The following is a 12219-nucleotide window of genomic DNA, read 5'->3' as shown; positions in this document are numbered from 1 at the left end:
CCTCAACGACTCCGTCCTGCGCGAAGTCGCCCTCGAACCCGTCGTCGAAGCCGTCGTCGAACCCACCCTCGGTCCCGCCCCGCGCTCCGATCCTCCGCCCGGATGAGGCGCCGTCGCCCGCGCGCGACAGGGCCCGCCCGACGGGCCGTTCGTCCGGCCGCGGCACGACGCGCCGCCGGGCTCAACCGGCTTGTGTCCCCGGGGCGAAGGCCGCGGCGAGCTGTTCGAGCAGCGGCGCGGTGCAGGGGTGGGTGTCGCGGCGCGCTGTGATCGTGTAGATGCCCCGGGTCGGGGGATCGACGAGGCGGACCGCGGTGACGTCGACCCGCAACGCGCACCGCAGCACTCCGGGGACCAGCGCGATGGCGTGACCGGTGGCGACCAGGGCCAGCTTGCCGGACAGATCGGCCGCGGCGAGGTCGATGCGGGCGCTGACCCCGGCCCGGGCGGCGTGCTGGCGCAGGAGCGCCGCGGAGCCGTCGTTGTCCTCGACCCAGATCTGGTCGGCGAGCGCCTCGATGCGCACGGGGCCGCGCCCGGCCTGCGGATGCCCGGCGGGCAGCACGACGACCATCTCGTCCAGCCCGAGGAACCGGCGTTCGACCTGCGGGTCCGCGGGGAGGCCCGGCGGAGCGTCGGTGACGACGGCGACATCGAGATCGCCGGCGACCACGCGGCTGTGCAGCGGCGCGCTCAGCCCGGGGACCAGGCTCCACCGCAGGGAACCGGCCTGCTCCAGCAGGCCGCGGACGGCCTCGGGGACGATCCCCGCGGCGAGGGAGGGCGTCGCGCCGATGGCCAGCGGCCGGGCGAACGCCCCGCCGTGCACCTCACGGGCGGCGCGAACGGCGCGGTCGGCCTCGTTGAGCGTGGCCAGGGCGTGCCGCCGGAACACCTCCCCGGCCGGCGTCGGACGCACGCCACGCGCATGGCGTTCCATCAGAGGCACGCCGAGTTGCCGCTCCAGCCCGGCGATCTGCCGGGAGACGGCCGACTGGGTGTGATGCAGCTCGGTGGCCGCCGCCGACAGCGATCCGAGCCGGCACACGGTCACGAAGGTCTGCCAGACAGCCAGGTCCATGGCGGCAGTATGCCCTGCCGGTATGCGCATCGAGCAGGGCGGCCATGCGAAATCTGCGCTTGTCGCATGTGTCGCGGCGCACCACTGTGATCCGCATGACCACATCGCACACGATCGCCGTCCTCGGCCTGGGGCGCATGGGCAGCGCCATCGCGACACGGCTGGCCGACCAGGGCTGGGACGTCGTCGGCTGGACGCGCTCGGGACGCACCCCGGCCGCCGTCAAGCCGGCCGCAGACCCCGACGAGGCCGTCGCCAAAGCCGACTTCGTCGTCCTCGCGCTGTTCGACGGCCCGGCCTGCCGGCAGGTCCTCGACGGCGTCCGCGACGCGCTGCGACCGGACACGATCGTGCTCAACACCAGCACGGTCGCCCCTGCCGAGGCGTCGGGGCTGGCCCGGCGACTCGGCCGGTCGTACGTCCACGCACCCGTGCTCGGCTCCGTGCCGGCGGTCGGCGCCGGCGCCCTGCAGATCCTCGCCGCCGGCGAGCAGGACGCGCTCGACCGGGCCCGGCCGGTCCTGGACACGCTGGGGACCGTCCGGCAGGTCGACGACGCCTCCACCGCCGCGGCCCTCAAGCTGGTCGCCAACAACAGCCTCGCCGGCGCGGTGCTCGCGCTGCGTGACACGCTGCGCCAGGCGGATGCCCTGGGCCTGCCCCGTGACCGGACGCTGGACATCCTCGAACTCGGCCAGCTCGGCGGGCTCGTGGCCCGCAAGCGGCGCTTCCTCCTCGGCGGGCCGGCGGCTGCCCCCGCCACCGCGGAGTTCACGATCGGTGCGCTGGCCAAGGACATGGCTCTGCTGGCCGCCGCGTCGGACACCCCGTTGCGCAGCGCGGCCGGCCTGGCCGGCACCCCCGCCGCGCCCGAGGCCGACATGGCGGTCGCCGCCACGGATCCGGCCGTGGACGACGCCGTGCTCGCACCGCTCCGCGCCTACATCCGCGGGCACGCCACCGGCGACCCCACCCACTTCCGCGACGCGTTCTGGCCCACCGCCCACATCGAGGGGATCCGGGACGGCGCGTTCGTCTCGTGGCGACTGGACGAGTACTGCGCTCTCTTCGAGGGCCGGCCGGCCCCGGACGAGGCGACCCGCTCCCGCCGCATCGAGGCGATCGACGTCCACGGCACCGTCGCGAACGCGACCATGACGCTGTCGCACGGCGCGGACACGTTCACCGACGTCTTCCTGCTGGTCCGCGCCGGCGGCTGGCGGATCGCCAACAAGGCCTACCACCGGCATTCCTGAGACGGCGGAACCCGGGAGACGGTCAGCACAGGCCCGCGACGAGGTCGGCGACGGCCCGCGGCCGGGACAGGAACGGGTGGTGGCCCGCGGCCATCTCGACGGCCCTGTCCGCGCGGAGCGAGAACCCGCGTTGCGCGGCCACCGGGGTGCCCCGGTCCTCGGCGCAGACCACGTAGGTCGTGGGCACGTCGTGCCACGCCGCCGCGCCGACCGGCTGCCGGGTCACGGCCAGCGTCTGCCGGGCCAGCCGGGCTGCCGCGTCGCGGACGATCCGCGGCGGGCAGTCCTGGGCGAAGGTCTCGGCGAACAGCTCGGGCCGGGCGCCGAACGTGCCGCCGTCGGGATCGAAGTCCAGGAACGGCGGCGGCACTTCGGCACCGAACGTCGACAGCGACTCGCCGGGCTCGGGCAGATAGCTCGACACGTACACCAGGTGGCGCACCGCCTCGACGCCTGCCGCCGCCTCGGAGGCGACGATGCCGCCGTAGCTGTGTGCCACGACCACGGTCGGCTCGTCCCCCTCGGCCAGGGCGGCGCGCACCGCGGCGACGTCCTCGGGCAGCCCGGGACCGTGCGGTCCGGCCGGCCGGTCGCCCTCACCGCAGCTCGGCAGCGCCGGCGCGACGCTGCCGACGCCGTGCTCCCGCAGGGCCGCGGCGGCCAGGTGCCACCACCACGATCCGTCACGGACACACGCCCCGTGCACGAAGACCACACGCATCTCTTCCTCCTCGGTCCGGACGTCCCTTCCCCTGGGACCAACGGTAGACGTAACGCGGGTTACGTGAAAAAGTGCGGTGATGGGACGGCACAAGCAACCCGAGATCCGCGACCGGATCCTCGACGCCTGCGCCGACCACGCCCTCGCACACGGGCTGCCCGACCGCCTGGAGCCGCTCGCGGTGGCGTCCGGCGTCTCGACGCGGATGCTGATCTACCACTTCGGGACCCGGGACGCGCTGCTGCGGGAGACCCTGGGCCGGGCGCGGCGGCGCCAGCGCGACTTCTTCGGCGACCTGCTGTCCCCGCGGCCGGACGAGCCCTATCCGAGCACGCTGCGGCGGGCGTGGCAGGTGATGACCGGCCCGGCCGGCCGCCCGTACCTCGCCATGTTCGGCAGGCTCCGCGAGAACGCCGGGCAGCAGCTGTGGCCGGACTTCCGCCGCGAGGCCACCACGGACTGGCTGCGCCCGTTGGAGGACGGCATGCGCACCGTCGGCCGTCCCGAACTCGGCACCCTCGTCCTTGCCGTCGTCCGCGGCCTCATCATGGACATCGAGGCCACGGGTGACGTGGCGCGAGCCGATCGGGCCTTCGACGACTTCCTGGCCTCGCTGGCCGCCGTCACCCCGTCGGCCTGAGGACCCGCTGCCGGCACCTGCGCCGAGCCGGCGCCGCCGCGCGGAGGAGAAGGGGCACCCGCACCCCGGGCGGACGTGGACCGGCGGTCCGGTCCCGGGGTGCGGGTACGGCGGGCGGGACTACTGCGCGGTGACCGCGAGGTCGTCGAACTGCCCGGCCGCGTAGGAGCCGAGACCCAGGCCGACCTGGCCCTGGCTGTACGTGGTGTCGGTGACGTCGGCCAGCGCGGTGCCGTTCACCTCGGCGGTGATCCGCGATCCGGAGAAGGACAGCCGGAGCCCGGTCAAGGCGCCGTCGACGGGCTCGGGCAGGGTGCCGGAGGCCAGGACGCGGGTGGACTTGTCGGGAGCCAGCACCTCCAGCGACCAGTCGCCGGAGTCCGAGACCTTCAGCGAGTACCCCTCCCACGCGGTGACGCGGCCGGTGCCGACCAGATTGAGCTGGTTCACCACCCGGCCCAGCAGGGACGTCGTGCCACCCTGCGGGATCCGCGCCTTCACGGACACGGCGTAGTCACCCCAGGTGGCGTCGCCGACCAGGGTGAGCGGGCTGGGCACCCTCGCCCACTGGATGGGCTTGGTGGTGATCACCTGCTGCAGGCACTGGTCGTGCTTCCGCGCCGCCGCGCCGTCCTGCGGATCGGGGGAGCAGGGCGCGACCTGGAACGCGCCCTCCATGTCCGACACGTACCGCGGCGTCGCCCCGGTCCTGTAGCCGTCGAAGGACTCCCGGTAGGGCAGCGCCATCGGCTGCGAGGCCGGTGCCTTGGCCGCGGCGGCGCTCTTGCCGCCGGCGACCGTGGTGAGGGTGGTGACCGTGCCGGGCTGGAGGGTCACCCCGTAGCCGCCGTCCGCCCCGGCGTGCACGTCGGCGCCGTGGACGAACCAGTCCGCCGGGTCGGTGGACTCCAGCGTCGTCGACCAGCGGTGCAGCGTGCCGTGCGGCAGCGGACCGGTCGGTGCCAGCTCGACGGACTGCGGCGCGGACGCGCCGGTCGTCTCGAACACCGTGGTGTACTGCGGCCGTTGCCCGGGAGAGCGCAGCGTCACGTAGGTGCCGCCGCCGTCGAGGTAGCCGCTGGCCGAATCGATGTAGGACCAGCCGGGGTGGGTGAACTGCGCGGTCTGGGCCACGGTCCACAGCGTCGGGCCCAGCTCGTAGTGTCCGGTCCACGGCTCGTCGGCGCGCAGCAGCCCGCTGCCCTGCATCTGGACGGTCGGGTACCAGGCATACACGGCCGGCCAGTTGATGAAGGCGGTGATGCGCGAGTCCACGTACTCGTGGTTCATCTCGGCGGCCAGCCGGGTCGCCCCGGTCAGGTAGTTGTTCCAGCCCGACTCGCTGGCGAACAGCGGCTTGTCCAGGCTCAGCGCGTCCGCGGAGGAGGAGCAGTGGACGGCCGAGCAGGGGTAGTGGATCCCGACGACGTCCGTGGCCTGGTCGAAGGCCGGGTCGTTCTTCATGTCGGTGGCCACCTGCCAGCCGGCGTTGTCGGCCGCGACGATCTTCACCCGGCCGTAGCCCTCACGCACCAGGGCGGCCTTGAGCTGCTCGTACCAGGCAGCGTCCCAGCCCTTCTCGTTCCAGCCGCCGAGGTAGTCGATGTTCAGGCCGTGCTGCCTGGCGCAGCCCAGCCACGCCGTCAGGTAGCGGATGTTGTCGGCCGACCAGAACCCGCCGCTGAACCAGCCGGGCGCGCCCCACTCCAGCCCGTAGAACCGGATGTCCGGGTTACGCTTCTGCGCCTGCTCCATCAGCCACCACTCGTAACCGCGGTTGCAGTTGACCTCGGTCGGGGTGCGCATGTGGCTGGGTTCCGCGCCGTTGCTGGAGTTGGTGTCGGAGCCGATCTCGACCTTGAGGATCTGCAGGCCGGCGCCGTAGCCCGGCTTGAACAGGTAGTCGAGGATCTGGTCGCGCTGGGGTTCGGGGTAGTCGACGAGCAGCCGCGAGGTGCCCCCGCCGCCGCTGATGGCGCCGACGCCGTCGAAGACCCGCCCGGTGCCGTTGCCGTCGACGGTGATGTGCTGGGAGGCCGTCGCCTCGGTCGCCGCAACCGCCGTGGGCGGCACCAGCGTTGCCACGCAGGCCGTGACCACCGCGCCGACCGCCCACACGGCACGGCGGGGGGTCCTGCGGCCGAACAGTCGTCTCCAGGTGTGGAGCATGGGTGAGCCTTCCTCAGATCGTGGCGTCGCGGGCCGGCAGCGGAGAGCGGCCGGATGAATGTTCGCGCTCGCGCAATCGGCCGTCGCGGGGTGGGGGCCCGGAAGTGGCGGCCGGCTGGCACACGCGCCGCCCCGGCGCGTGAGTCATCGTCATAGGACCTTCCGTTCGTGTCGGGATGAGCTGTCCCACCTGCACTGACACCGATCGGGATGACGACCTGGGCGTCGTGGGGACAGCCCTACAGAGCCCGCGTGAGGATGGCGCGCGGGCTGCATCGTGAACCGCATGGCATTGTTAGCGTTCACACAATGGGCAGTCAATAGTCCTGACACGACCGGCCGATACCGGATGTCCGCTGCCGTTCGGGAGATCGAACCCGCGGCCCGAGCGGACGGCTGGGTGACGAGGTGATGGGCAGTCCTTCCCGGGCGGGCTCAGGCCGGCTCGGCCGACTCCCTTGACGGCGGCGGGAGTTCGAGGTGGCGGGCGCCCGGGCGACGCAGCGGGCCGGGCCCGGACGGCGTGGTTCCCGGCGCCGGTGGACACAACGCCGCCCTGGCGGAGCGGTGTTCACCGCCAGCACGCGTGCCGGCGGCCGGCCGGCACCGCCGGCGCTCGGCGGAAGGGCTCAGCCGGCCGCCCGTCGCACGTCAGGGAAGCGGAGCCGCGTCCGGGGAGGGCAGGTGGGCGTGGAGGAAGGCGAGTTCGGCGGCGAGGGCCTGGTCGTGGGCGGCGAGGAAGGGCGCGTAGTGGCCCCCGGGGACGTGCACGACGTCCCCGTGCGGCGCCCGTTGCCCAGCGGCCGCGGCGGGAACCGGAGCGGCCGTCGCGTCCTGGTCGCAGACCAGCACGAGGAGCGGGCACGGGATGCGCGACGCGAACCGCCCAGGCCGGGAGAGCGCCATCGCGAGCGCCGACCTCGCGGCGACCTCCTGGCGCCAGTCCGGATACCGCCCGCCGGGATCGAGCGCGGGCCCGGAGTCCGCCACGTCCGGCGTCGTGATCACGGCGATCTCGCCGGGCTCCCCGCCCAGCGGCACGAGCAGCGGCGGCCGCCCGACGAGCCCGCCGAGGACGTCGAGCAGGGCGCGCCCGGTGAACCGCAGCATGGCCAGGGGCTTCTGATGCCGCGTCGCGTGGCGGGTCGCGGCGAGGCCGCCGACGTTCGGCGTCTGCGCGACGACCGCCGCCGGCGGCAGGGACCCGGCAGGGGTCTCCGCGGCCACCCGCAACACGTGCCCGCCGGACGCGGAGAACGCCCAGAGCGCGATCCTCGCGGGATCGACCCCCGGCAGGGTGCGGGCGAACGCGATCGCCGCGTGCCAGTCGGCGCGCTGCCGGCGCAGGGGCAGCACTTGCCTGGGCTGCCCGCCGCTCTCGCCGATACCGCGGTAGTCGAAGGCGAGCACGCCGAACCCCGCCTCCTGGAACCGGCGGGCGAACAGGTCGGTGGCCGGCTCCTTGGTCACCGCCAGGCCGCCGGCCATGACCACGCAGGACTCTTCGGTCCCCGGGTAGTACCAGGCGGCGCACTCGTCGGAGCCGCTGGCGAATCGGACCTTCTGGCGTTCCATGGACATGTGCACGCCTGCCTTCACGCGGATCGGAGGGACCCCTCTCCACCAAGTGAACCACGCGGTTCGCAACGTGTCACGCCGCCCCTCGCCGGGGACACGCGCCCCCGGCGGGCCTACCCGCCGTCCGCCGCCTCCTCGCGGTCCAGCGCGCGGAGCAGCGCTTCGAGCCCCGCGGCCACTCCCGCGTCGTCCCCGCTGGCCGACCGCTCCAGCAGGAAGCCGCGCAGGGTCGCCAGGATCATCTCGGCGACCTCCAGCCGGCGTGGCTCGGGCCACCGCGGCGGGCAGAAGGACGCGAGCACGGGCAGGTACTGCCCGGACGCGTAGCGGCTGAGCCCGCCGTAGCGCTCGCGGTCGTACATGGCCAGACCCATGGCCTGGTCGAGGACGCGGGACAGGCCCGGCTCCTCCTCGACGAGGACCTGCCACACCTGGCGGACCCGCTCGGCGAGCGACCGGTCCGGCGGCCCCGAGGCGGCCGCGAGCGCCTGGGCGATGCGGCGGTCGCGGAGCCGGCCGACGGCCTGCCGCAGCAGGTCCTCGGCCCCCTCGAAGTGGTACAGCAGCACCTTGTGGGTGGTGCCCGCGGCCCGGGCGGCGCGCCGCAGCGAGAAGTCCACCAGGCCGTTGGCGGCCAGATCGTCGGTGACGCGTTCGAGCAGGTCCCTCTTCCTGGCCTCGCCGCGCGGCGAGCCCGCGGAGCGGCGGAACCCCGTGCCGCCGGTCTCCGGGCCGGGCGCGCCCTGCCCGCCCTCGCCTTCCGGCGACCCGCCACCGGTGGGGCCGTTCACCGCAGAAGCGTCCACGTTCGTCCGTCCTCGCGCGCCGGGTCAGTTCCGCCGACCCTAGCGCGTGTGCCCAGGTGGGAGACGTGGCCGCGCCCCGGCCGGAGGGCGCCGGTCAGGGCGTGAGGAGCGCCTTGACGGCGCGGCGCTCGTCCATGGCCCGGTAGCCCTCGGCGACCTGCTCCAGCGGGAGCGTGAGGTCGAAGACCTTGCCGGGGTCGATCCGTCCGGTCAGCACCCGCTCGATCAGGTCGGGCAGGTAGCGGCGCACCGGAGCGGGGCCGCCGCGCAGGCCGACGTGGGAGAAGAACAGCTCCTGGCCGTCGACCGCCACGTCGTGCGGGACGCCGACGAAGCCGATGCTGCCGCCCGGCCGGGTCGCGTGCAGGGCCTGCCGCATCGCCTCGGCGGTGCCCACGCACTCCAGCACCGCGTCCGCGCCGATGCCGCCGGTGAGGTCCTTGATCCGCGCGACACCCTCCTCGCCGCGCTCGGTGACGATGTCGGTGGCGCCGAACTCGCGGGCGAGCTTCTGGCGGGGCTCGTGGCGGCTCATCGCGATGATCCGCTCGGCTCCCCGCTCCTTCGCGGCGATCACCGCGCACAGGCCGACGGCTCCGTCGCCGACGACGACGGCGGTGGAGCCGGGCTCCACCCGGGCGGCGTCGGCGGCGAACCAGCCCGTGCCCATGACGTCGGAGACGGCCAGCAGGCCGGGCCAGTACTCCTGGCCGGGCACCTCGTCGGTGGCGACCAGGGTGCCCTGGGCGTTCGGGATGCGCACGTACTCGGCCTGGCACGTGCTCATGAACTCGCGGTTCAGGCAGTTGGACTGGAAGCCGTTGCGGCAGTTCGCGCAGGTGTTGTCCGAGGTGGCGAACGATCCGACGACGAACTGGCCGGGCCTGACCGCGGTGACCTCGCTGCCGACCTCCTCGACGAAGCCGACGTACTCGTGGCCCATCGGGTGCGCCTCGCCGGTGGCGTCCAGGCCGCGCCAGGGCCACAGGTCGGAGCCGCAGACGCAGGTGGCGGCGGTGCGGATGACCGCGTCGGTCGGGCTGATGATCTTCGGGTCGGCGAGCGTCTCGAAACGTACGTCGCCGGGGGCGTGGATCACTGCTCCGCGCATGGGAGAAGTCCTTACGTTCTGATCGGGTCGGGCCGCACGGGGCGGCCGGTGAGCTGGGTCCCAGGTAACCCGCGTTTCCCGCGGTCAGCGAGTCACCGATGAGAGGTGTACTGCTGGTACATCCCTCGCCGGCCGTCCGCGCCGTACGGTCGAAGACATGGACACCAGCGAGGAGGCCCGCGAGTTCCTGACCTCGCGGCGAGCGAAGATCAGCCCGGAGCAGGCCGGCCTGCCCGCCGGGTCGCGGCGCCGGGTGCCGGGGCTGCGCAGGAGCGAGGTCGCGGCCCTGGCGGACATGAGCGTGGAGTACTACGCGAAGCTGGAGCGGGGCAGCCTCGCCGGCGCCTCCCCGGCCGTTCTGGAGGCCGTCGCCCGTGCGCTGCAGCTGGACGACGCGGAGCGCGCCCACCTCCTCCACCTGGCCCGGGCGGCCGACGGCTCCGACGCCCTCACCCGCCCCCGGCGCCGGTCCGCCCGCCAGTCGGCCCCGCACCGCAGCCTGCAGTGGACCCTGGACGCGATCACCGCCGGGCCCGCCGTCGTGGGCAACGGCCGGATGGACATCCTGGCCGCCAACCCCCTCGGCCGCGCCTTCTACGCCGACCTCCTCGCCTGCGGCGAGAACAAGGCGAACCTGGCCCGCTTCAACTTCCTCGACCCCGCCGCCCGCCGGTTCTACCCCGACTGGGAACGGTTCGCGGACATGGCGGTGGCCATGCTGCGCCGCGAGGCCGGCCGCGACCCCCACGACAAGGACCTGCACGACCTCGTCGGCGAACTGTCCACCCGCAGCGCCGAGTTCCGCACCCGCTGGGGTGCCCACAACGTCCGCCGCCACGGGACGGGAACCAAACGGTTCCACCACGGCGCCGTCGGCGACCTCACGCTCGCCTACGAGACCCTGGACCTGGCCGCCGAGCCTGGACTCACCATGACGATCTACACCGCGGAGCCGGGCTCGCCCAGCGAGGAGGGCCTGCGCCTGCTGGCCTCCCTGGCCGCCACCGAGGAGCCGGCCCGGCTGCCCGGCGCCCCGTCGGCCGAGCCCGTCGAGTGAACCCGCCCTTCTTCCGGGCCTCCCCGAGGCGCGCCGGTACGGGGTGCGCGCGGCGCCCGGGGTAAACCGGAATCCGCACCCGGTTCGTCATTCGCCGGCATAATGCACGGTGGCGCCAATTCCGCCGAGGAGTTCCAAGACGCCCCCGGTGAAGGGTAAGTCGGCCTCCGTTTGCTCTGGGCATATTGCATTCGAATATGCCCCCGGCTGGGCGGATCGATAGAGGCTTCTCTTCGTACCCGGCTGACAAATTGCCTTCGAAATTGGCCGATTCGATGCGGAGTCCGGAGCGGGTCGCGGCTATTGCGGTGCGGTGGCCCGCTGCGTGCCCCGTGCCGATGGCGCGGGGGATGCGGAGCGGCGCCAGGGGCGGTGTGCCGCCACGGTCAGGGTGAGGAGTGCGACGGCTGCCCACAGGGGCGTGCGCAGGTCGCTCTGCTGGGCGGTGAGGCCCCCGGCGAGGGCTCCCAGCCCTGCCGCTCCGATGCCGAAGAGGCGGAAGGCGGAGACGACCCGGCCGAGCAGGTGGTCGGGGGTGAGCGCCGCGCGCGCCGAGCTGGCGGCCACGCTCACCAGGGTGGACGCGGCGCCGATGACGCCCAGGAAGACGGCGATGGCGAGGGCCTGGTGGACGGTGGCGATGCCCAGCCAGGCGACCGCCTGGAGCGCGGTCGCGAGCGTCATGGTCTGCCGGTGGCTCAGATTGCGGGTGATGCGCGCGGCACGCCAGCCGGTGGCGATGCCGCCGAGGGCGCCGAGGGCCAGGAGGACGCCGTAACCGGAGTCGGCGATGTGCAGCGGGCCGGTGGCGTAGAGGACGAAGGTGGCCATGGCGACGTTGTACGAGAAGTTGTACGCGGCCATGGTCGCGGCCAGTTCGCGCAGCTGGCGGGTGCGCCGCAGGTGGGCGAGGCCCTCGCGGATCGCGGTGAGCAGCGGCTGCGGCGTCCCGGCGGCCGGCATCCTCGGCAGGCGGCTGATGCACAGCGCGGAGGCGGCGAAGGAGACCGCGTCGCCGACGAAGGGCAGGGAGCGGCCGGCGGCGAACGACAGGGAGCCGCCCGACGGTCCGAGTAGCGAGCGGCCGACGGTGTCGATGGACCAGTAGCGGCCGTTGACCCTGGCCAGCACCTCCTTGTCCCGCCCGGCCAGGGTCGGGATGACCGCCTGGGAGGACGCGTCGAAGAAGCAGCCTGCGATGCCGGTGAGCAGGATGACCGCCAGCAGGAGGGGCAGCCCGGCGTGCCCGGTCAGGACCAGGGCGGCGAGCAGTCCGATGAGGCAGGCGCGTACCAGGTCGGCGGCGAGCATGACCCGGCGGCGGGGCCACCGGTCGGCCAGCGCTCCCGCGGGCAGCCCGGCGACCAGCCAGGGAAGGTAGAAGGCGGCCGTCACCGTGGAGACGGCGAGCGGGTCGCGGGTGAGCGAGGCGGCGAGGAGGGGCGCGGCCACCAGGAACGCGCCGTCCCCCGTGACGGAGACACCGGCTGCGGCGAGCAGGGGGGTGAGGGAACCGGAGTCCCGCGCGGCGGCCTGGTCCACCGCGCGGGAGCCGGACCTCAGAGAGAGAGCCACTCGGGAGCGAACTCGCCGTGGTGCAGGTCCTGGACGAAGGACGTCCACGCCTGCCGGTCGAAACGCAGAACGGGGCCGCTGCCCTTGTCCTTGGTGTCACGGACACCGACCACCGTGGGGGTGAAGGCCACCTCGACGCAGCCGCCTTCACCGCTTCCGTTCGCCTTGAACCAGAATGCGCCGTCGAATGTCGAGTCGGACACGGGATCCTCCCGATATGGAGAG

Annotated in this window: 11 protein-coding genes; 3 read left to right on the top strand and 8 right to left on the bottom strand. The window is 73.9% G+C overall.

What is annotated here, in order from left to right:
• Nucleotides 1-181: 181 nt before the first annotated feature.
• Nucleotides 182-1081, bottom strand: coding sequence for a LysR family transcriptional regulator (locus ACH4TG_RS15145; protein ID WP_398242711.1), 900 nt, complete (start codon nucleotides 1079-1081; stop codon nucleotides 182-184).
• A gap of 95 nt (nucleotides 1082-1176) precedes the next feature.
• On the opposite strand from ACH4TG_RS15145, the gene ACH4TG_RS15140 reads away from it, so the two are divergent.
• On the top strand, nucleotides 1177-2337 hold the full coding sequence (locus ACH4TG_RS15140) for a nuclear transport factor 2 family protein (RefSeq protein ID WP_398242710.1): 1161 nt from the start codon (nucleotides 1177-1179) through the stop codon (nucleotides 2335-2337).
• Between the two features lie 22 nt (nucleotides 2338-2359).
• Here the strand turns inward: ACH4TG_RS15140 and ACH4TG_RS15135 are convergent, their stop codons facing one another.
• Nucleotides 2360-3058 carry an alpha/beta fold hydrolase gene (locus ACH4TG_RS15135; protein WP_398242709.1) on the bottom strand — a complete coding sequence of 233 codons (699 nt, stop codon included), beginning with the start codon at nucleotides 3056-3058 and terminating at the stop codon, nucleotides 2360-2362.
• A gap of 79 nt (nucleotides 3059-3137) precedes the next feature.
• On the opposite strand from ACH4TG_RS15135, the gene ACH4TG_RS15130 reads away from it, so the two are divergent.
• Nucleotides 3138-3698, top strand: coding sequence for a TetR/AcrR family transcriptional regulator (locus tag ACH4TG_RS15130; RefSeq protein WP_398242708.1), 561 nt, complete (start codon nucleotides 3138-3140; stop codon nucleotides 3696-3698).
• Between the two features lie 120 nt (nucleotides 3699-3818).
• Here the strand turns inward: ACH4TG_RS15130 and ACH4TG_RS15125 are convergent, their stop codons facing one another.
• The 4 genes from ACH4TG_RS15125 to ACH4TG_RS15110 all read right to left on the bottom strand — a co-directional run bounded on the left by ACH4TG_RS15125 (nucleotide 3819) and on the right by ACH4TG_RS15110 (nucleotide 9362).
• Complete coding sequence (locus ACH4TG_RS15125; protein WP_398242707.1) at nucleotides 3819-5867, bottom strand: galactosylceramidase; 2049 nt, start codon at nucleotides 5865-5867, stop codon at nucleotides 3819-3821.
• A gap of 651 nt (nucleotides 5868-6518) precedes the next feature.
• Entirely contained in the window at nucleotides 6519-7448 is a 930-nt protein-coding gene (locus ACH4TG_RS15120) for an alpha/beta hydrolase (RefSeq protein ID WP_398242706.1), read from the bottom strand.
• A gap of 110 nt (nucleotides 7449-7558) precedes the next feature.
• Nucleotides 7559-8251, bottom strand: a complete 693-nt coding sequence (locus ACH4TG_RS15115) for a TetR/AcrR family transcriptional regulator (protein WP_398242705.1) — start codon at nucleotides 8249-8251, stop codon at nucleotides 7559-7561.
• A gap of 94 nt (nucleotides 8252-8345) precedes the next feature.
• Nucleotides 8346-9362 (bottom strand): zinc-dependent alcohol dehydrogenase family protein, encoded by a 1017-nt coding sequence (locus ACH4TG_RS15110; protein ID WP_398242704.1) that lies wholly within the window; start codon nucleotides 9360-9362, stop codon nucleotides 8346-8348.
• 157 nt (nucleotides 9363-9519) lie between these two features.
• On the opposite strand from ACH4TG_RS15110, the gene ACH4TG_RS15105 reads away from it, so the two are divergent.
• A complete protein-coding gene (locus ACH4TG_RS15105) occupies nucleotides 9520-10419 on the top strand; it encodes a helix-turn-helix transcriptional regulator (RefSeq protein WP_398242703.1) in 900 nt (299 codons plus the stop codon).
• A gap of 300 nt (nucleotides 10420-10719) precedes the next feature.
• Here the strand turns inward: ACH4TG_RS15105 and ACH4TG_RS15100 are convergent, their stop codons facing one another.
• The gene (locus ACH4TG_RS15100; protein ID WP_398242702.1) at nucleotides 10720-11994 is read right to left on the bottom strand and encodes an MFS transporter; all 1275 of its coding nucleotides are present in this window, start codon (nucleotides 11992-11994) and stop codon (nucleotides 10720-10722) included.
• A complete protein-coding gene (locus tag ACH4TG_RS15095) occupies nucleotides 11979-12197 on the bottom strand; it encodes a DUF397 domain-containing protein (RefSeq protein WP_398242701.1) in 219 nt (72 codons plus the stop codon). The genes ACH4TG_RS15100 and ACH4TG_RS15095 overlap by 16 nt, the downstream gene beginning before the upstream one ends.
• Nucleotides 12198-12219: the final 22 nt, after the last annotated feature.

Origin of the sequence: Streptomyces sp. NPDC020917, assembly GCF_044333795.1 — a bacterium.
Classification (GTDB): Bacteria; Actinomycetota; Actinomycetes; order Streptomycetales; family Streptomycetaceae; genus Actinacidiphila.
Note: the sequence above shows the minus strand (reverse complement) of the source record. Positions and strands in the feature narration are given on the sequence as shown.

What these genes read in the sequence shown, in the direction of transcription:
- ACH4TG_RS15110 (WP_398242704.1), bottom strand. Translation starts at nt 9,362, where the DNA reads ATGCGCGGAGCAGTGATCCACGCCCCCGGCGACGTACGTTTCGAGACG.
- ACH4TG_RS15140 (WP_398242710.1), top strand. Translation starts at nt 1,177, where the DNA reads ATGACCACATCGCACACGATCGCCGTCCTCGGCCTGGGGCGCATGGGC.
- ACH4TG_RS15125 (WP_398242707.1), bottom strand. Translation starts at nt 5,867, where the DNA reads ATGCTCCACACCTGGAGACGACTGTTCGGCCGCAGGACCCCCCGCCGT.
- ACH4TG_RS15120 (WP_398242706.1), bottom strand. Translation starts at nt 7,448, where the DNA reads ATGTCCATGGAACGCCAGAAGGTCCGATTCGCCAGCGGCTCCGACGAG.
- ACH4TG_RS15145 (WP_398242711.1), bottom strand. Translation starts at nt 1,081, where the DNA reads ATGGACCTGGCTGTCTGGCAGACCTTCGTGACCGTGTGCCGGCTCGGA.
- ACH4TG_RS15135 (WP_398242709.1), bottom strand. Translation starts at nt 3,058, where the DNA reads ATGCGTGTGGTCTTCGTGCACGGGGCGTGTGTCCGTGACGGATCGTGG.
- ACH4TG_RS15130 (WP_398242708.1), top strand. Translation starts at nt 3,138, where the DNA reads ATGGGACGGCACAAGCAACCCGAGATCCGCGACCGGATCCTCGACGCC.
- ACH4TG_RS15105 (WP_398242703.1), top strand. Translation starts at nt 9,520, where the DNA reads ATGGACACCAGCGAGGAGGCCCGCGAGTTCCTGACCTCGCGGCGAGCG.